20 protein-coding genes are annotated in these 20,730 nt (G+C 35.8%); all 20 read right to left on the reverse strand.

Annotated elements, in window-relative coordinates; all coding sequences use genetic code 11:
• Position 1: 1 nt before the first annotated feature.
• The 20 genes from ACFQ3N_RS05780 to ACFQ3N_RS05875 all read right to left on the reverse strand — a co-directional run bounded on the left by ACFQ3N_RS05780 (position 2) and on the right by ACFQ3N_RS05875 (position 20,727).
• The gene (locus tag ACFQ3N_RS05780; protein ID WP_390360412.1) at positions 2–793 is read right to left on the reverse strand and encodes a DUF3388 domain-containing protein; all 792 of its coding nucleotides are present in this window, start codon (positions 791–793) and stop codon (positions 2–4) included.
• Between the two features lie 220 nt (positions 794–1,013).
• Positions 1,014–1,274 carry a DUF3243 domain-containing protein gene (locus ACFQ3N_RS05785; protein ID WP_390360413.1) on the reverse strand — a complete coding sequence of 87 codons (261 nt, stop codon included), beginning with the start codon at positions 1,272–1,274 and terminating at the stop codon, positions 1,014–1,016.
• A gap of 179 nt (positions 1,275–1,453) precedes the next feature.
• The gene (gene ymfI, locus ACFQ3N_RS05790; protein ID WP_390360415.1) at positions 1,454–2,170 is read right to left on the reverse strand and encodes an elongation factor P 5-aminopentanone reductase; all 717 of its coding nucleotides are present in this window, start codon (positions 2,168–2,170) and stop codon (positions 1,454–1,456) included.
• Between the two features lie 9 nt (positions 2,171–2,179).
• Positions 2,180–3,463, reverse strand: a complete 1,284-nt coding sequence (yfmH, locus tag ACFQ3N_RS05795) for an EF-P 5-aminopentanol modification-associated protein YfmH (RefSeq protein ID WP_390360417.1) — start codon at positions 3,461–3,463, stop codon at positions 2,180–2,182.
• Entirely contained in the window at positions 3,456–4,745 is a 1,290-nt protein-coding gene (gene yfmF / locus ACFQ3N_RS05800; RefSeq protein ID WP_390360419.1) for an EF-P 5-aminopentanol modification-associated protein YfmF, read from the reverse strand. The genes yfmH and yfmF overlap by 8 nt, the downstream gene beginning before the upstream one ends.
• Before the next feature lie 137 nt (positions 4,746–4,882).
• Positions 4,883–5,842, reverse strand: a complete 960-nt coding sequence (locus ACFQ3N_RS05805; RefSeq protein WP_390360421.1) for an ABC transporter permease — start codon at positions 5,840–5,842, stop codon at positions 4,883–4,885.
• Entirely contained in the window at positions 5,843–6,889 is a 1,047-nt protein-coding gene (locus ACFQ3N_RS05810; protein WP_390360423.1) for an ABC transporter permease, read from the reverse strand.
• A complete protein-coding gene (locus tag ACFQ3N_RS05815; protein WP_390360425.1) occupies positions 6,889–8,415 on the reverse strand; it encodes an ABC transporter ATP-binding protein in 1,527 nt (508 codons plus the stop codon). The genes ACFQ3N_RS05810 and ACFQ3N_RS05815 overlap by 1 nt, the downstream gene beginning before the upstream one ends.
• Before the next feature lie 160 nt (positions 8,416–8,575).
• Positions 8,576–9,658 carry a BMP family lipoprotein gene (locus ACFQ3N_RS05820; protein WP_390360427.1) on the reverse strand — a complete coding sequence of 361 codons (1,083 nt, stop codon included), beginning with the start codon at positions 9,656–9,658 and terminating at the stop codon, positions 8,576–8,578.
• A gap of 125 nt (positions 9,659–9,783) precedes the next feature.
• On the reverse strand, positions 9,784–10,509 hold the full coding sequence (locus ACFQ3N_RS05825; protein ID WP_390360429.1) for a GntR family transcriptional regulator: 726 nt from the start codon (positions 10,507–10,509) through the stop codon (positions 9,784–9,786).
• A gap of 316 nt (positions 10,510–10,825) precedes the next feature.
• Positions 10,826–13,114 (reverse strand): FtsK/SpoIIIE family DNA translocase, encoded by a 2,289-nt coding sequence (locus ACFQ3N_RS05830; RefSeq protein WP_390360431.1) that lies wholly within the window; start codon positions 13,112–13,114, stop codon positions 10,826–10,828.
• Positions 13,115–13,239: 125 nt separating this feature from the next.
• On the reverse strand, positions 13,240–13,446 hold the full coding sequence (locus tag ACFQ3N_RS05835) for a YlzJ-like family protein (RefSeq protein WP_390360433.1): 207 nt from the start codon (positions 13,444–13,446) through the stop codon (positions 13,240–13,242).
• Positions 13,443–14,192, reverse strand: coding sequence for a ClpP family protease (locus tag ACFQ3N_RS05840; protein ID WP_390360435.1), 750 nt, complete (start codon positions 14,190–14,192; stop codon positions 13,443–13,445). Before ACFQ3N_RS05840 ends, ACFQ3N_RS05835 begins: the two co-directional genes overlap by 4 nt.
• Positions 14,193–14,304: 112 nt before the next feature.
• Positions 14,305–15,171 carry a 4-hydroxy-tetrahydrodipicolinate synthase gene (gene dapA, locus ACFQ3N_RS05845; protein ID WP_390360437.1) on the reverse strand — a complete coding sequence of 289 codons (867 nt, stop codon included), beginning with the start codon at positions 15,169–15,171 and terminating at the stop codon, positions 14,305–14,307.
• Positions 15,172–15,188: 17 nt separating this feature from the next.
• A complete protein-coding gene (gene dapG / locus ACFQ3N_RS05850) occupies positions 15,189–16,430 on the reverse strand; it encodes an aspartate kinase (RefSeq protein WP_390360439.1) in 1,242 nt (413 codons plus the stop codon).
• A gap of 15 nt (positions 16,431–16,445) precedes the next feature.
• Positions 16,446–17,492 (reverse strand): aspartate-semialdehyde dehydrogenase, encoded by a 1,047-nt coding sequence (asd, locus tag ACFQ3N_RS05855; RefSeq protein ID WP_390360441.1) that lies wholly within the window; start codon positions 17,490–17,492, stop codon positions 16,446–16,448.
• Between the two features lie 54 nt (positions 17,493–17,546).
• Positions 17,547–18,152 (reverse strand): dipicolinate synthase subunit B, encoded by a 606-nt coding sequence (gene dpaB, locus ACFQ3N_RS05860; RefSeq protein WP_390360443.1) that lies wholly within the window; start codon positions 18,150–18,152, stop codon positions 17,547–17,549.
• On the reverse strand, positions 18,149–19,033 hold the full coding sequence (gene dpaA / locus ACFQ3N_RS05865) for a dipicolinic acid synthetase subunit A (protein ID WP_390360445.1): 885 nt from the start codon (positions 19,031–19,033) through the stop codon (positions 18,149–18,151). The genes dpaB and dpaA overlap by 4 nt, the downstream gene beginning before the upstream one ends.
• Positions 19,034–19,188: 155 nt before the next feature.
• A complete protein-coding gene (locus ACFQ3N_RS05870; protein ID WP_390360447.1) occupies positions 19,189–19,428 on the reverse strand; it encodes a YlmC/YmxH family sporulation protein in 240 nt (79 codons plus the stop codon).
• 75 nt (positions 19,429–19,503) lie between these two features.
• Positions 19,504–20,727, reverse strand: coding sequence for a M16 family metallopeptidase (locus tag ACFQ3N_RS05875; protein ID WP_390360449.1), 1,224 nt, complete (start codon positions 20,725–20,727; stop codon positions 19,504–19,506).
• Between the last annotated feature and the right edge of the window lie 3 nt (positions 20,728–20,730).

The raw sequence follows: 20,730 nt of genomic DNA on the forward strand, positions 1-20,730 counted from the left end.
TTTAAAAATCAAAAGTAGAAAAGCCATCTTCTTGATTAAATTGCTGTTGTTCAATAGGTTCATATGTAATTTCTTCATTTTCGTTACTGCGCAGTTCAATTATATAATCAAAATCTTCCAGTTCATATTCTGTTGCCTGAATGAATATGTCCGGATGCTCAACCACTTTAATAGCAGGAAGTTGCATGATTTCTCGAATTAGCTGCCAATGTTTTTCATTAGAACGTCTTTTTGATACAACTCCATCAATGATGTATATATTATCCTTACTATATTCTCCTTCAATCAACTGATTGCGAACCGTTTGCTTCAGCAATGTACTAGACACGAATAACCATCGTTTATTTGCACATACACTTGCTGCAACTACAGATTCAGTTTTTCCAACTCTTGGCATTCCACGAATACCAATCAACTTATGACCTTCTTTCTTATATAGCTCTGCCATAAAGTCTACTAAAAGTCCCAAATCATCACGAACAAAACGAATTGTCTTTCGATCGTCTCCATCCCTATGAATATACCTGCCATGTCTGACAGCTAATTTATCGCGAAGTTTAGGTTTACGTAATTTTTTAATTACGATCGTATCCATCGTTTGAAGAATTGATTTTAACCTTGTAATTTGTTCATCTTCTTTAGATAAAAGCAACATGCCGCGTCTCGAATTTTCAACACCGTTTATTGTGATAATGTTAATGGACAACATACCCATTAATGAGGATATATCGCCTAGCAAACCTGGACGGTTATATTGAATCTCATATTCAAGGTACCATTCTGTCTTTTCCATAATAAGCCCCTTTATTCACATGGTTTATCCATGGTAGCCAATCGAGTATATAATGTACTATATCTATATCATAAATGATTTTTAGTCTAGTGAAAAGGAGATTGTACATTTATTTATATATTCTTTCCATAAAAACCCGAATTTCTATTGTTTCCTAAATTATTGCTGATTAGAAAAAAATAAAGAAGCTTACAAAGCTTCCTTATTTTATATGAACTATTTAGTTTGTATTCCCTTGATTCTGTACTAGCTTAACCATACTATTTGCGATTGCATGTTGTTCGTCTTCAGATGCTGCATTCCAAAGCTCTCGTAAAACTGCTTCCTCATTATTCTTTGCATTAACACTTTTGGATAGATAATCTCCCACTTCATAAGCAACATTAGATATCGTTTGTTGGTCCATACCTTGTGATTGCGCTTGATTGAGTCTATTTGCTAGGAAATCCTTCCAAGAGTCGAAATTATCCAATACTGACATTAAAATCTGCCTCCTTCGATATTTTTCAACTATAGTATTTGAATTTTAAAGAGGCTTTATACATGATAAGTTTTACTTTAGCAGGTAAGAAAGCATAAAACTTCCTTATCTGCATAAGTGCAACAGGTCATTCGCCATAAAGGCACGGCGAATGCCAAGTTTTGTAATATTAGTTAGACCTACCATCCACCTGTAACATTGATAATTTCACCTTGAATGTATGCTGACTTCTTATCCATTAAAAATGATACCGTATGTGCGACCTCAACAGGCATTCCTGCACGATTCATCGGCACTTCGTCCATGATTGCTTCCCGTTCATCCTGTGATAAATGATTATTCATTTTAGTATCAATAAAGCCTGGACTAACCGCGTTTACAGAGATTCCACATGTAGCTACCTCTTTTGCTAGCGCTTTTATAAAACTATTTTGTGCACCTTTAACAGATGAATAAACTACTTCGTAACTCGCACCAACTTTGCCCCAAATGGAAGTAATAAATATGATGTTACCAAACCTATTTTGGATCATTTGAGGTAATACGTGTTTGGAGATCAACCATGGCGCCTTCACATGCATAGCCAGCATATCATCCATTATTTTTTCAGAAGTATCCTGAAATAAGCCAAATTGTGCTTTTCCGCTGGCAAAAATAACGGAATCAACAGGAAAAACAAGCTGTGAAATAAGTTTCTTTACTTCAGGTTCCTTACTTAAATCAGCTTGTATTTCCGTGATTATACACTCACACGCAACATTTGCTTTGAACGTATCAATCACTTCTCTATTTTCATGGTAGTGCAATAATAATTGATAGCCATCTTCTGCAAGACGTTCAGCAATAGCTACTCCAATATCCCCACTTGCTCCAATAATTAATACATTCTTCCCCATAATATCTCCTTATTCTGAAACAATTTTACAAACAGATATGCGTTCTTCCTCGATCCAATTCTGTATGAATGAATTTGCATCTTCTAATGTGAGTGATTGAATCGATGGAATTAAATCGAAAAAATCCACACCCACTGTCTGATAATGTACATATTTATTTGCTATAAACTCTAAAGAATTCATAGCTCTTAACAATTGACCAATTTTTTTCTTTTTAGACCGTTCAAATTCTTCTTTTGATAGTGATATATTTCTAGTAGATAATAACATTTCCTTTACCTTAGTTGCGAATTGATCAGGTTGTGAAGTATTACCTCCAATCATGGAGTATCCAAAGTTATGTTCTAAATTCGTTTCAAAATAAAAACTGTCGTCGATCAGTTTTGCATCATATAACGCTTGATAAAAGGATCCACTTTTACTAAAAAAGAAGTCCAAGGCCATACTTTGAAACAAATCTTGCTTCAAAAAGGCTTCTTTCTCCAATGGTTTAATCGATTCTTTAATCCCAATTGTACATTTTGCAATCGATACTGGCATGGTAATTTTATTTTCCTTCATTGCTACTTCTTTTGGTTCCTCTGGAAAATCACGTTGGATATCATTCATTTGTTTAAAATCTTTCAATGATTGATTGTTTTCAATTAAATTCATCATGGATTCACTGTCAAAATTTCCTGCGATAAATAATGTCATATTCTCTGGGTGATAAAACGTGTTATAACACGTATATAAATCATCCTTTGTAATAGAGTTAATGGAATCCACTGTTCCAGCAATATCGATGTTAACAGGATGGTTCTTAAAAAGTGATTTTATAGTTCCCATGAAAGATTGCCAGTCTGATTGATCATTATACATTTGGATTTCTTGGGCTATAATCCCTTTTTCTTTCTCAACGGATTTTTCCGAAAAATAAGGATCTTGAACAAAATCAAGTAATGTCTCCACATTTTTCTCAATATTAGTAGTTGCTGAAAACAAATAGGCAGTTTTTGTAGATGATGTATATGCATTTGGAGAAGCTCCCTGTTTTCCAAAATCAGCAAAGACATCACGATCTTCTTTTTCAAATAATTTATGCTCTAGAAAGTGAGCCACACCTTCAGGAACAGTAACTTGTTCTTCTTTTCCAATCGGTACAAAGGTTTGATCAATCGAACCATAATTAGTTGAAAAAATACCATACGTTTTTGCCATTTCTTGTTTGGGTAACAAAAAAACTGTCAACCCGTTTTGAAGCTTACTTTTGTATATCGTTTCTTCTATATTTTGATAGGGTACTTTATCCATCTGTGTTCCCTCCCGTGTTCGTTAACAAATAAACAGTATCTTCCTCAATCTTTTTCGCAACTGTAACAACGTCTTCCTTCTTAACTTGCTTGATATTTTCTATTAATTCCTCAGGTTGCATTTTTGTATCTGCTAGTGCCTGTTGATACAATAATTCGATTAATCCCTGAGGATGGTCCATGGTTTCCAACAATTGATTTACGATCAACCCTTTTGTTTCATCCATTTCTGATTCAGTGAAATCCCCTTGTTTCATTGCTTCTACTTGAAGTCCAATTATCTCCTTTGCTTTTTCATAATCCTTAGGTGCAATTCCGCTAAACACTAGAAGGAGTCCTTTGTGGCTTTCAACTCTTGAAGATGCATAATAAGCAAGACTGTTTTTTTCCCGAACATTAATAAACAGTTTTGAACTAGGAAAACCTCCCAACAAACCATTAAATACTTGTAAAGCAGCATAGTCAGCATCACTGTACGTTGTATGAGTACGATAGCCTATATGCAATTTAGCTTGTTGAATATCCTGTTTTTCTGTGACAACTTTTGGGTCAGGACTTTTATTAGTTCCCTCATTTTGTTGTTCAACTGGTGCATATTCTGTTCTACGAATATTTTCTGCTATCGTATCTTTTATAATGGAATCATCCTCAAAATCTCCTGAAACATAAATATCAAATTGATCTTCTTTTAATAATGTCTGATGATACTCATATAATGTTTCAGCAGAAATATCGGATAAATCATCTTTATACCCATGGACATGTAACTGATACGGCTCACCTTCACACATTTCATCGATTAAACGCATATTCGCATAACTCATTTTGTCATCGACGATTGAACCTATTTTCTGTGCTAACGTTTCTTTTTCCCTCTCCAATATAGCAGGGTCAAAACCACTGTCTTTTTGTAGTGGATTAAATATAATTTCTTTCAATAAACCAATAGCGTCTTCCATAATAGATGATTCTTCAGATATAAATTTTTCATTCGCTATTTCCAACCGAGCACTTATTATGTGACTTTCTCCCTTTTTTCCCCCATTAATGGTCAAAACCGCTCCATACAAATCATCAAGCTTGGTCTGCAATGCATTTCTGCTTGGAAAATTCTTCGTTCCCTGCTGCAGAACATAAGGCAATAATGCACGTTTTGTTATTGTTTCTCGTACTAATGGTGATTTAAGCTTAAGTACAATATTTATCGTTTTATATTTTTTTGTGGGTATAATGTGTAGAGTAGTATTATTTTCTTCAAATACTTTTTCGTTGATAGAACCCATTTATTTTCCTCCCTAGTTACCAGTTTTCTTATACTATGGCATAAATAGTGTGTACAATTCCAACATTTTGTAGTCATATTAAAAAAACTGAGTTGCTATCCAAATAGGAATAACAACTCAGCTTGTGTTAAAAATAACTATCTATTTCCTTTAATATACGGCACACCGTTTGCTCTTGGTGCATCAGCACGACCAATAAACCCAGCTAATGCAAGAATTGTAAGTACATATGGCGCAATTAGTAGGTATACTTGTGGTACATCAGCAAGAAGTGGAACTCCTCCACCAATAACACTTAAACTTTGAGCAAAACCAAAGAATAGTGCCGCACCCAATGCACCTAATGGGTGCCACTTCCCAAATATGACTGCTGCTAGAGCCATAAACCCTTGCCCAACAATAGTTGCGTGAGAGAAGTTCAAAGCGATTGTCAAAGCATAGACTGATCCACCTAAACCACCCAAAGCCCCAGAAAGAATTACAGCTATATAACGCATTTTATAAACGTTAATTCCATTTGTATCTGCAGCCATCGGATGTTCTCCCACAGCTCTTAAGCGTAATCCAAATGAAGTCTTATACAAAACAATCCAGACGATAAGAGCTAAAATAATAGCTACATAGGATGTTACATAAATACCTTTAAAAAATATATCTCCGATAATAGGAATATCTGATAAGAAAGGTATATCGCTTGTGTAGAAAGGTCGTGATACCATATCTGTCTGACCTTTTCCATACCATTGTTTGGTTAAAAAGACACCTAAACCTAGTGCAAGGAAGTTAATAGCTACACCACTAACTACTTGATCTGCTCGAAAAGAAACAGAAGCTACTGCGTGTATAATGGAAAATATAGCAGAAACGACCATTGCAGCAATTATCGATACCCATGGTGTCCATGCACCTAATACATCAGCGAATGCAAGGTTAAACACAATTCCTACAAATGCTCCCATAACCATTAAGCCTTCTAGACCAATATTTACAACTCCGGAACGCTCGCTAAATACTCCGCCTAATGCTGTAAATATAAGTGGTGCTGAGAAGAAAAGCGCCGGTGGAATAATCGATTGTAAAAGATCAACAAATCCCATTTATTTCTCCTCCTTTTTAAAGCGAAGTATAAACCAACGAATAATATAACTGGATGCAACAAAGAAAATAATTAAAGCTATAATAATATCAACCAATTCAGTAGGTACCCCAGCTTCTGTTGGCATATTCAATGCGCCTACCTTTAATGCACCGAACAAAATTGCAGCGAGCACCACACCAAATGCTGTATTTGCACCAAGCAATGCTACAGCAATCCCATCAAATCCTAGATTTGTAAATCCAGATTTTACATTTAAATTACCGAAAGTACCGAGACCTTCCATAGATCCAGCCAATCCAGCAAAGATCCCAGAAATAACCATTGCTAATATAATATTTTTTGGTACATTCATTCCGGAATATTTTGAAGCATGCTTATTAAAGCCAACGGATCTTAGCTCAAAACCTACTGCTGTTCTTTCAATAATAAACCACATAATTACTGCTGCAAATAATGCAATTAAGATACCATAATGCATACGTGAGAAATAAGTTAAACCTTGTAACCATTCAGATGCTAATGATGCCGAGGCTGCAACTTTTTCTGTTTTGTCTTCATTGTCTGAAAGAACATTTCTCACAATAGAATTTGCACTGTACAAAGCTACATAATTCAACATAATCGTTACAATAACCTCATGTACGCCCAATCTTGCTTTTAATAGACCAGGTATAAAACCCCATATAGCACCAGCCAGTGCTGCCACGATAATAGCTAAAGGTAAGTGTATAATCATTGGAGCTTCAAATGATGTCCCAATCCATACTGCTGCAAGCCAACCAATAATCACCTGGCCTTCAGCACCTATATTAAATAAACCAGCTCGAAAGGCAAATGCAACAGCTAAACCTGTCAGTATATATGGTGTTACTTGTCTAACCGTTTCTCCAAAAACATAAAGATCCCCAAAAGCACCTTCCCATAATGCAGCATAACCATGGATAGGGTTATAACCAAAAATCAACATGATGATAGCACCTGCTACTAACCCTAAAAAGACAGATATGAGTGGTATTAGTATGTTAAACGCTTTATTTGAAGTCACTACTCTGCACCTGCCTTTTCTTTGTTACTACCAGCCATTAATAATCCTAGTTCTTGTTCATTTGTATCTTCAGGTTTTACATTTGCTACAATTTCCCCATCAAATATGACAGCAATTCGATCACTAACATCTAAAATTTCATCTAATTCAAAAGACATTAATAATACTGCTCTTCCCTTGTCCCGTTCTTCAATTAATTTATTATGAATGAATTCAATTGCTCCAACATCTAAACCTCTAGTTGGCTGAGCAGCTATTAATAGATCAGGTGAACGGTCAATTTCACGACTTATTATTGCTTTTTGCTGATTACCACCAGATAATGCTCTAGCAGGTGTGTAAACATCTGGTGTACGAACATCATATTCTTCAATAAGAGCTTTTGCCTTTTCATAAATTTCTTTATAGTTTAAAACACCATTTTTGGAATACGGCTTTTGATAATAGGTTTGTAAAACAATATTTTCACCAATAGGAAAATCAAGTACAAGTCCATATTTATGCCGGTCTTGTGGTATATGCGCTAAACCACTTTCCGTAACTTTGCGTGGCGATAAATTGGTTATATTTTTATCTTTTAACTTTATAGACCCGGAGTGTGACTTTGTTAACCCAGTAATTGCTTCAATTAATTCAGTTTGACCATTTCCATCAATACCTGCTAAACCAACAATTTCTCCTGCTCGCACGTCAAGATTTAATCCTTTAACCGTATCTACTTTTCTAGTATCTCTTACAAATAGATTTTCAATATTAAGCACTGTTTCTTTCGGTTCGGCTGGTGCTTTTTTCGTTTCAAAACTTACTTCACGTCCAACCATCAACGATGCAAGTTCTGTCACTGTTGTATCTGGAATATTTAAAGTACCAATTCCTTTTCCTTTACGGATAACGGTAACCCTGTCACATGCTTGCATTATTTCTTTCAATTTGTGTGTAATTAAAATGATAGACTTTCCTTCTGCTATTAATGAGTTCATAATTTCCATTAGTTCAGAAATTTCTTGTGGAGTCAGTACAGCAGTTGGTTCATCCAATATTAGTACATCCGCACCTCGATAAAGTGTTTTAAGAATTTCTACCCGCTGCTGCATACCTACAGATATATCACTAATTTTTGCAGTTGCATCGACCCTAAGTCCATATCTATCAGATAACTCCTGTATTTCTTTTTCTGCTTTTTTTATATTAACCCCACCAAATTTAGTGGGTTCATTACCTAGAATAATATTTTGTGTAACAGTAAAAGGTTCTACTAACATGAAATGCTGGTGAACCATACCAATTCCTAAATCGTTTGCAGCATTAGGGTCGGTAATATTTACCTTCTGACCATTAACCCGAATTTCTCCTTTTTCAGGTTGGTATAAACCAAAAAGAACGTTCATCAAAGTAGATTTTCCAGCACCATTCTCACCTAACAATGCATGAATTTCTCCTTTTTTCAATTGAACAGTTATATTATCATTTGCAACGATACCAGGAAATTCCTTACGTATATTTAGCATTTCTATAACGTAATCCACTCATGTTCACTCCTTTAATTTAATAGGCCTATTTATGGGAACCATTATAAAAATAGCCAAATAAAGAGGGCTGGAACTTCTCTTTATTTGATGATCTTTATTACCCAGTTTTATAAGGGAGAAAAGGCTGGTTGTTCCAGCCCTTTCCCTTTAATAAATACTATAATGATGATTCAAAAGATTCTAATTCATCACGTGTTTGTGGAACTTCAACGTCACCATTAATAATTTGTTCTTTCCAATTATCAATTTCAGTTACAATATCGTCAGTAAGTGCTTCTTCGTTTGTTTTTGCAGCACTAACACCTTCATCAGCTAATCCAAATTCAACAATTTCGCCACCCGGGAACTCACCATTTACTCCTAGGTTACTTACTTCCTGTACAGAAGTATCCACACGTTTAACCATTGAAGTCAACGTAACATTGTGATCTCCAATTTCTCCTTCTTCATATTGATCACGGTCAACACCGATAACCCATACTTGACGGTCAGGATCATTTTGTTTAATGTCTTTTGCTTGAGCAAACACACCATTACCTGCAGCACCTGCAGCATGATAAATAACATCTGCGCCATCATTATACATACGAGTTGCGATTAATTTTCCACTGTCTGCAGAACTAAAATCACCAACGTACTGAATATCCACTTCGATATCAGGGTTTACAGATTTTGCACCAGCTACAAAGCCAGCTTCAAATTTATTAATTAAATCAGAATCAACCCCACCAACAAATCCTAATTGATCTGACTCTGTTTTCATTGCTGCTGCTACACCTACTAGGAAAGATCCTTCATGCTCAGCAAATGTTATGCTAGCAACATTTGGTGCATCAACTACAGTGTCGACAATTGCAAAATTTGTATCTGGATATTGCCCTGCAACATCACTTACTGCATCTTCAAGCAAGAAACCAATTCCAAAAACTAAGTTGTAATCATCGCGAACAAGACTTGTTAAGTTTGGTAAATAGTCTGATGCATCATTTGATTGAGCATAGTCAAATCCTTCACCCTTAGATAGATCGTGCTCTTCTCCCCAAGCTTGTAAACCTTCCCATGCAGATTGGTTAAATGATTTATCATCTACACCGCCTTCGTCTGTTACAATAGCAGCAGTGTAATCAGGTGCATCACCTTCACTACCATTATCAACATCTGATCCACCGCCACAAGCTGCGAGAATCATTCCAATACTTACAAATAAAGCAAATAAGAACATTAATTTACGGTTTTTCAATCTAAATACCCCCAATTTTTAATTGTTAAATTTTGACTAACTCACGACTTACAACAATTCAACACGTTTGTCCACAATCACCTCCTAAAATTTTAGATTGACTATAATGCAAAACTCCAAACCCTTTATGTGCGTTTTCTTAAAACATGAAAACTAAACACATCTGAACGGAAATAGTTAGCTGAGTATAAGACTGGCTCATCCTCATCTGTATAATGCATTTGTTTTAACAATAATAATGACTGTTCGGGATCACATTTCAAAACCTCGAATATACGGTCATGAAACCCAATTGGTTCAATATATGTTACTGCATAGGCTATTCGTTTACCAGCATATTTTTCCAATAATTTAAACAACGAATCTTCTTTATTCATAAATTCCATTGGAACTAACCCTTCAGGAATTTTATCAATACAAAATACAACTGGTTCATTGTCTGCTGTACGTAAGCGCTCTATTTTAGCAACTGAATGTACATTTTTCGGTGAAAATCGTCTGAAATCATCCTCAGTAGCTTCCTGAATTTCAGTGGATAGATATTGTGAACCTGGTTCTTTTCCAGATTGTTCTATCGTATAAGTAACACTGTTTAATTGCTCAATACCTGATGAAAAAATTGGTTTGGGATTAACAAAAGTACCTACTCCATGTCTTCTTGTAACTACATTTTCTTCTTCAAGAATTCGTAGAGCTTCTCTAAGTGTAGCTCGAGATATTCCTAAATTTTTTGATAGTTGAAATTCAGAAGGAAGTTTTTCCTTTTCTTTATAGGTACCGCTTTCAATATCTCTTTTAATAACCTCGATAACTTGTAAATATAAATGACGTGAATCTAATTTTATAGACATAACATGTTGGCCTCCTATCAACCTTAAAAACTTAACAATGCAAAGTTTTAGGTTTAAAACTTTTCCGAATATTTAGGATGAAAGCGATTTTATATTTTAATAAAAAATTTGAGAGATCTGACCTCTGACGTATGACTCTACTATCCAAAAATAAATATAACACTTTTTAATACATAAATAAATAGATCTAGTACAAATTTCTTAAAAGTCAAACTGATTCAACATAGTTAAACGGACATTAAATATCCTTGGAGAATACTGTAAAAATACACTCCAAAGATTATTATTGTCCGTCATTAATGTTAATTAATCCATTCTATGAAGATTTTTCCTCTGTTACTTGAGAAATTAAAACGGTACGAGGTTTACTTCCTTCATATGGTCCAACGATTCCTCTGTCTTCCATTGCATCAATTAATCTAGCTGCACGCGTGTATCCGATACGGAATCTACGTTGAAGCATGGATACACTGGCACTATTCATTTCTGTAATCAGTTGGACTGCATCATCGTATAATTCATCATCAACCTCAGATTTTACTTCACTCGTCTCCTCAGGTATCATTTCTTCCTGATAAGCCGCTTTTTGTTGTTCGATACAGTGATCTACAATTCGCTCTACCTCTTCATCAGATAAGAAAGCACCCTGTACTCTAGTTGGTTTTGATGACCCAACAGGCATAAATAGCATGTCACCCCGCCCAAGAAGCTTTTCAGCGCCACCAGAATCTAGAATCGTTCGTGAATCAGTTTGAGATGAAACGCTAAATGCAATTCGTGACGGAATGTTAGCTTTAATCACACCTGTTATAACATCAACAGATGGTCGTTGCGTAGCAATAATCAAATGAATTCCAGCAGCTCTGGCCATTTGTGCTAATCTGGTAATTGCGTCCTCTACATCACTGGATGCAACCATCATCAGATCTGCTAACTCATCAACCAATACGACAATATAAGGTAAATTAGGTTGGTTTTCTTCATCAGATGTTTGATTATATTTTCGAATGTATTCATTATATCCTTCAATATTTCTGGTGCCTGTGTCTGAGAAAAGATCATATCTTCTTTCCATTTCAGAAACAACTTTCTTCAATGCTCTAGAAGCTTTTTTAGGATCTGTGACAACAGGTGCTAATAAATGTGGTATGCCGTTATATACATTTAACTCTACTTTTTTAGGGTCAATCATCATCATTTTAACTTCATGTGGTTTAGCACGCATTAGAATAGTCGTAATGATACCATTCACACATACACTTTTTCCGCTTCCTGTTGCACCTGCAATTAATAAATGGGGCATTTTATTTAATTCAGAAACAACCGCATCCCCTGATATATCACGACCTAATGCAAATAATAGTTTTGATGTTTTGCTAGCTACAGTCGTATCTAATACCTCACGCAACGATACCATTGCTATTTCTTGATTAGGAACCTCAATCCCAACCGCCGATTTACCAGGAATTGGTGCTTCAATACGAATATCCTTGGCAGCCAAAGCAAGTGCTAAATCATCATGCAGCCCAACAATCTTACTCACTTTCACACCTGCTTCAGGGTAAACCTCATATTTCGTCACTGCAGGTCCAACATGAACTTTTGTAACTCTAGCTTTTACCCCGAAACTATTAAATGTTCGTTCTAGTTTTCTTACAGTGGCTTGTATATGGGATTTTTCTTGCTGTTGGGAATTATGTGCTGGCTCCGTTAATAAATTTGGTGATGGGAGCTCATACTCATAATTCTCTGACTCAGTCATGGGTAATGTACTTGGCAACTCTTCTTCAGTTGCCTCTTCTTGTTCAGCAGTAGTATCTTCTAGTTCCATAGGTTTACTCGTATCTACTTCGTCTTTATACGTCGTATCAAACGAGTAAGCAACATCTGTGAAATCCTGAATAACAGGTTCTTCATCCATCGATTGTTCAACAGGTGCAGCGTCTTCAAATTCCTCTTCATCTCTAGCATCTCTGCGACTTTGTCTAGCCTGTTTCATTTTTTCTCCCCATGATTTTACAGTAGTCATCACTTTGTTCATTGTTTTAGAGAAAAAATCACCTAATGAAAATTCCGTTAAAAATATAATTCCTATTAGAATAGAAAAAACGGCGACAATTTTCGCACCTACAGAGGAAAATAAATAATAACAAAATGCAAAAAGTATTGCTCCTATCATGCCGCCACCAGTCTGCGCTGAACTTCCTTGTCCATCCATATAGGCAAAAAAGTTATTCCAAGTTGCTTTTATAATAGATGTGTCCTCTAATGTGATTAGTAATCGCTCAAAAGATTGAATATGTGTTAATAATAAAGCTCCAACAAGTATGATACAAAAACCAATAACTTTTTTATGTGTGAAATCCGGGTACCGTCGTTTAACAAGTAAAATGATACCTGTAATTAGTAGAAATAAGGAAGCCACAAAATACCAAATTCCTAGAAAAAACCTGAAAATATATTCTAATCCACCTGGGATTGCGCCATCACTTATTGCACTAGCACCACTACCAAATATAGCTAGAAAAATAAAGAGTAATCCCAACAATTCAAATTTCACTTGTTTTTTTAACTGCTTTTTCTTTTTCCGGCGCTTTTTCGCCATTTTATTCACCTCTATCACAGTAAGCCATTACATGAATAGCAAACCCCTGTCATTCATAGACAAGGGTTTCTACTATTGTATAGTTAATTGCATTATATCATATATTGACTTTGTGTCATTAAAGATTAGGTGATTTTTGTTCCAGGAAGAAAGTTTTCATCTAAAAAATCTTTTGGATCTGTAGAAAGAAGTTGTAGCAACTGATAGGATCCATCCTCGACTTGCTCTACGTACATTGACTTTCCTTGAACAGATATAAAATGTCGATTGGAAAAAGTATCTTGATTAGTGGGAAAGATATCTGATTCAGCTAATGGTGTATACAAAATCATTGAATCACCTTCTCTTCTTCAACCTTCATATTCTGGATCATTTCATTTACTTTTTTCATTGCTTCATTTACTCCACCAACACCGTCAATTAATCCGTATTCAACAGCGTCATGTCCAATTACATTGGTTCCAATATCCCTCGTTAAATTACCTTTGGCAAACATAAGCTCTTTGAATTTCTCCTCCGCTATATTGGAGTGGTTTACGACAAAATTTATAACCCTTTCTTGCATTTTATCTAGATATTCAAACGTCTGTGGAACCCCAATGACGAGTCCTGTTAGTCTAACAGGATGGATCGTCATCGTTGCAGTTGGTACTATAAAAGAGTGATCTGTTGCAACGGCAATCGGAACACCAATTGAATGCCCCCCTCCAAGTACAATAGATACAGTTGGTTTGGAAATAGAAGCAATCATTTCTGATAAAGCAAGGCCTGCCTCTACGTCACCGCCAACTGTATTCAATAAAATAATTAACCCTTCAATTTTAGGATTTTGTTCAATAGCGATTAATTGTGGTAATAGATGTTCGTATTTCGTTGTCTTGTTCTGTGGTGGTAACTGTACATGACCTTCAACCTGACCGATAATCGAAAGTACATGTATATTCGAATCGGGAGCCTGTGGTACATTAGATTGACCTAACTGCTGTATCTTATTAACAAGGGATGATGCGTTGTTTTGCTGATCCTGGTTCTGATCTTCTTTTTTTGGTGTACCTTTATTTGATGTATCTTCATTCATGTAAGAACACTCCTTTTCTATGTTCGTCCTTACATAGTAGTATGATCGAATTATTTTTTTACATGCGAAAATCTAACCAAAAAAATTACCGGCCGCTAAGCCGATAACCTTTTTATAACTCAATCAGTTGCTGTAATACCTTTTCCTCTTGTTCGGTTAGTGGAACTAGAGGTAAACGTACACCTCCAACATCTATACCTTTCATACGTAATGCTGTTTTTACTGGAACTGGTGAAGGTGATGTAAATATACCATTCATGATAGGTAAAAGTTTACGATGATGAGAAGCCGCTTCTTTCACTCTTCCAGAAAAGTATGACTGCACCATGGTTTGCATCTCATTTCCAATAATATGTGATGTGACGGATACAACACCATCTGCTCCTATAGCTAACATCGGCAATGTTGTTTCATCGTCTCCACAATATACTGTGAAGTCACTACTAGTACGTTCTATAATATCTGCAGCCTGACCTAGATCTCCACTGGCTTCTTTAACAGAAACAATGTTTTCAATTTCACTCAAGCTAATGATTGTTTCTCCACTCATTTTTATGGCAGAGCGCCCTGGTACATTATATAACATAATTGGAAGTTTCGTTTCTTTAGCAATAGTTGCAAAATGTTCGAAAAGTCCACGCTGGTTAGGCTTATTATAGTACGGAACAACCAGCATTACAGCATCAATACCACACGCTTCTGCTTCTTTTGTTAACGAAATAGACGTGGCAGTATTATTACTACCTGTACCAGCAATTACCGGAATACGTCTATTAACCACTTTTACTACATGTTTAAACAGACTTATTTTTTCTTCTTTTGTCAATGTAGGAGATTCTCCAGTTGTTCCTGCAACAACTAATCCCTCTGTACCATTTTCAAGTAAATATTCAATTAAATTTGTAGTTTGTTCAAAATCAATGTTCCCTGCTGCATCAAATGGCGTTACCATTGCAGTTAGAATGCTACCAAAATTCATGTTATCTTCACCTCTCTTTATAAATTAGTTGCTAAAGAACCTGTTACATTACTTAATTCAAATACATCATGTAAGGCGTTGACCGCTATTTTTAAGTCATTCTCGTGAATGAGTACCCAAATAGTGGTGTGACTATCAGCCGATTGCAAAATCTGAACTTCTGCGTCTGTCAGAGCCTGAACAATTCTTGAAGCAACTCCGGGCACACCAGTCATACCCGCACCCACCGTTGACACTTTTGCACACTTTTCAGTAATAGTAGGATGAAACCCTAATGTTTTTAGAATGTGGACAGCTTTTTGTGTAAAAACCTCAGGCACGGTATAAACAACTCCAGTAGGTGATATGTTGATAAAGTCTACAGAAATTCCTGCTCCTGCCATTGCTTTAAAAACCTCCGATTGAAGATGATATGATTCTTCTTTTGTCTGAACCTTTATTTGAGTAATGGCTGAGATATGTGCAATCCCTGTTATTAAACGGTCAGGTATATCGCCACCTAACTCTTGTAACCTAGACGACGTTACCAACGTACCGCCTTCAAGGGAATAGGTGGACCTGACCCTCATCGGAATTTTTGCTTGCATAGCAATTTCAACTGCTCTAGGATGAATCACCTTTGCTCCTTGATAAGCTAAATTACAGATTTCAGTATACGTTACAATATCCAATGGACGTGCGGATTCCACAACGCGTGGATCTGCTGTCATAATTCCATTTACATCCGTAAATATCTCTATTCGTTCAGCTTGTAACGCAGCGCCCAGTGCAGCGGCAGTTGTGTCACTACCTCCACGTCCAATTGTGGTTATGTCTCCATTTTCTGTTTGACCTTGAAAACCAGCAACAACTACTACATCATTAGTTTGGAGCTCTTTAATAATTCTCTCAGGCTTCACTTCTTTGATTTTGGCCTGTGTAAATTCAGAATTTGTAACAAATCCTGCTTGTGCCCCTGTTAATGCTGTTGAAGTAATATGATGTTTTTGGAGTTCATTAGATAGCACTACAGATGAAATTATTTCCCCACATGACATCAATAAATCTAGTTCCCGATTTGAATTATGGTTAGCAGGGAAATTAACCATGCCTAACAATGTGTCTGTAGCATATGGATCAGGATTTCTACCTAGTGCAGAAACAACCACAACGAGTTTATATTCCTTCACTAATGCCTCTTTTATATGTTTAATAACATGATTTCTATTTTCTTCTGTTTGAACAGACGTTCCGCCAAATTTCTGAATTAATACATGCATAGCTCCACCTCTATTTTATAACCAATTATTTTGTATTAAACGATCAGCAATTTGAACTGTATTCCATGCTGCACCCTTTACTAGATTATCGGAAACTACCCACAGATGAAAACCATTTCCTTTATCTAAATCCCTTCTTACTCTTCCAACAAATACATCTTCCTTGTTTGTAGCACTCATTGGGGTTGGGTATAGTTGTGAGCCTGGGTCATCCTCTAATACAACACCCTCTGCCCCAACGAGTACTTTCCATAAATCAGTAACCGTTAAACCTTCCTTTTCGACCTCAACATAAACACTCTCTGCATGAGAAGTAAATAAAGGGAGTCTAACACATGTTGCAGCAACAGAAATGTTTGGAGCATGCATTATCTTTTTAGTTTCGTTTATCATTTTCATTTCTTCAAATGTATATCCGTTTTCTTGGAAAACATCTATTTGAGGAATTGCGTTAAAAGCTATTGGATAATGTTTTTCTTCCCCTTTTACAGGTAATAGCTCTGTCGTCATTTCCTGATTATCCAAGTATTGTCTTGTTTGATTCTCCAATTCCTTTGATGCTTGTGTACCAGCACCTGAGACTGCTTGATACGTAGAGACAATGATTCGAGATAACCCAAATGCGTCTTGTATTGGTTTTAATGCAGTGACCATTTGAATTGTTGAGCAATTTGGATTTGCAATAATTCCATTATGCTGTTTTATATCTGCTTCGTTTACCTCTGGAACCACTAACGGAACATTTTCATCCATTCTGAATGCACTAGTATTATCAATAACGACTGCTCCACGTTTAACAGCCTCTGGTGCTAGTTGTTTAGACACTGAACCCCCAGCTGAGAATAGAGCAATATCTACACCTTCAAAACTTTCAGGAGTAGCCTTTTCCACTGTAATTTGCTTACTATTAAATGACACTTTTTTCCCAGCAGATCGTTCTGAGGATAAAAGTTTCAATTCATTTACAGGAAATTTCTTACGTTCAAGTATTTCAATGATTTTTTCACCGACAGCTCCGGTTGCACCAACAACTGCGACATTATATGCTACTTTTTTAGTCATATGGATGACTCCCTTCGTATTCAATAAATTTCTTCATTAAAATAAATATAGTATTTATTCTACCATATTTTCATCCACATAAGGAATAATAACAGGTTGAAGTTGTTTATGATGAAGAGCCGCTTCAACGGTATCCACTAAATAATCCATTTTTGCAACTAAGGAGTTTGGCTTTTTATAGGGATTATCTTGCCCGTATGGAATAAAATATATAAATTTACTTGCCATTAATCGCATTAAATTCACACCATTTAAACCAAGTGCATCATTAGTTGAAATGCCTAACACGACTGGATTTTGGTTTCTCATCGTAGCCTTGGCTGCCATTAGCACCGGGGAGTCTGTAAGTGCATTGGCAAATTTACTCAAGGAATTACCTGTGAGTGGTGCAATTACCATACAATCTAATGGATATTTTGGTCCTAATGGTTCTGCTTCTGGCATTGTGGAGATAACACGTTTTCCAGTAATTGCTTCTATCTTCTCAATATGATCCTCAGCTTTACCGAATTTTGTATCTGTGTTTCGGACTGTATAGGACACAATTGGAATAACTTCCGCCTTTTCTTTCATTAACCGTTCCAATTGTGGAAATACATCATCATAGGTACAGTGAGAACCAGTTAACCCAAATCCTATTCTTTTCCCTTCTAAACTCATATACGTTTCCCCTTTCCTAATAAAAATTGCTTAATTACATCTGCTAAGATCTTACCAGCAGTTTTTGGAGCTACTATTCCAGGTAAACTTCTTGCTAAAATAGCTTTAACGCCACGTTTTTCGGCATAAGCAAAATCTGTTCCTCCCGGTTTAGAAGCCAAATCAATAATTAACCCATGTGAAGGAAGTTGTTGAATGGATTTTTCATTTACTACTAATGCTGGAATTGTATTAATTAATAAGTCACAATCATGCGTATAATCTTGAAGTTCAGCTAAAGGTATTGCTGTTAGACCCATTTCTGTTATTCGTGCTAGATCCATAATACTTCTTGCACTTACCGAAACTTTGGCACCTAAAGCAGAAAATTTATTGGCTACTGTATGCCCCACACGACCAAAACCAACAACAATAACCCTTGATCCGTGGATTGTATAGTCAGTATGTTCAATGGCCATCATGATGGTACCTTCTGCTGTTGGTATCGAATTATAGATCGCCACATCATCCCGATTTAATAATGGTATTAATGAAACTCCCGCGTCTTTTGTTGCTGTTGTTAAATAATCATTGGTAATTCCAGTAAAAACCATTGCTGACTTTTTTAATTGTGAAAACCATTGTTTTGATAACTGAATATGTTGATCAGAAAAAACAGTTTCCACATTTCCATCATGATCTGTACCTGTTATTGGCAGAATAACAGCATCTAATACACCTAGCTCTAAGTCCGCAAAATCTACTTGTTTCAACCCCGTGTATCCTTGTTCTAACTTATCAAAACCTACGAGATAAATTGTTGTTCCCGATAATTCTTGTAATTGGCGAATTAACTCCAAATAACGTGCATCGCCACCTATCACACCTATGAATCGATCCATTATTTTTAAACACCCCTCCAGACAAACTCACATATATTATTCTTAATAGCTTATGTGCTTCCAGGGGGTTAGTGATTAGTAGTTTTTTTAAAATCAAAAAAAGGCTAGTATCTCTAAACCGAGACACTAGCCTATTCCTATATATGGATAAAAATTTATTTCGAGTCCAATTCAATCATAATCATATCCTTTCCGATTTTTTGAATTGAATTCCAGTGAATTGTAGTTTCATCTCCTTCTTTCTTAAGTCCAAACCATTTATAATTAGGAAGAATAAAAGATTCAATTTGCCCTGTTTTTTCATTAATTTCAAGATCTGTTTGTCCCAGTATACCTAATCTGGAGCCGTGATTAACATCTACAATTTCTTTTCCACTAATATCCTTATAACGCATATATTCATCCCCCAAAAAGTATGATCTACTTTCAATATATGCCCATAAAAAAAACCTATGTCTCTAAAACATAGGTTAGGTTGTTATCTTTGGAGCTATTAACGCAGTTGAAGATGATTTTTCAAACACTGTACGGATGACATCTTTAATCGTATTATCATTCACCGCATCTATTTGACGAATCATTTCATCCATTGTTCGATGTCTGTTTAATAACAATTCATTTTTTCCATTGCGGCTCATACGACTGTTCGTACTTTCCAAGCTTAACAATAAGTTTCCTTTTAGTTGTTCTTTACTGTTTTTCAATTCCTTGTCAGTCAAGCCATTTTTAATCATTGCATTTACAGTTTGATCAATTGTTTCCTGTAGTAGTGGTAATTGAGCCTTGCCTGTTCCAGCATAAATGGTTAAGAGTCCATTATCCAAAAAAGAGGAATGATAAGAGAATACGGCATATGCTAATCCCTGTTTTTCTCTAACATCTTGAAATAATCTCGAACTCATACTACCACCTAGAACATTGTTCATGATAATCAGACTATAAATATTGTCATCACCTACTGATAACCCATCATAGCCAAGGCATAAATGTGCTTGTTCTGTATCTTTATTTCGCTCAATCTTATTTGCAAGAAACGTCGGTTTACTAACAGATGATGGTTGATGACTTGATTCATAGTTACCAAAATAATTCTCAACATTACCTATAAATGATTCATCTACATTACCAGCTACGGATACAACAACATTTTCTGGTGTGTATCGTTCTTTTATATAATTACGCAATGTTTCTGGTTTAAAACTCTTTAAATGTTCTTCTGTTCCGAGTATAGGATAACCTAATGGATGATCACCATACGAAGCTCGTGCTAATATATCATGTACAATGTCATCAGGTGTATCTTCATACATTTTAATTTCCTCAAGGACAACTTTCTTTTCTCGTTCCATTTCTTTTTCATCAAACGTGGAGTTAAAAAACATATCTGCTAAAATTTCCAATGCATATTCCTTGTGCGTATCAATCACTTTTGCGTAATAGCATGTATATTCTTTTGATGTAAACGCATTCACCTGGCCGCCGATAGCATCAAATGCTTCTGCAATATCTTGAGCAGAACGGGTGAGAGTTCCTTTGAAAAACATGTGCTCTAAAAAATGTGAAATTCCGTTATTTTGATCGGTTTCATTTCGTGAGCCAGTTAAAACCCAGATACCTATTGTCACTGAACGAACAGTTGGTATAGTTTCTAATACAACTCGAAGTCCATTTTCACTCGTATGTCTTTCTACCATTTT

The organism is Virgibacillus byunsanensis, from assembly GCF_042675965.1.
Classification (GTDB): domain Bacteria; phylum Bacillota; class Bacilli; order Bacillales; family Amphibacillaceae; genus Virgibacillus_R; species Virgibacillus_R byunsanensis.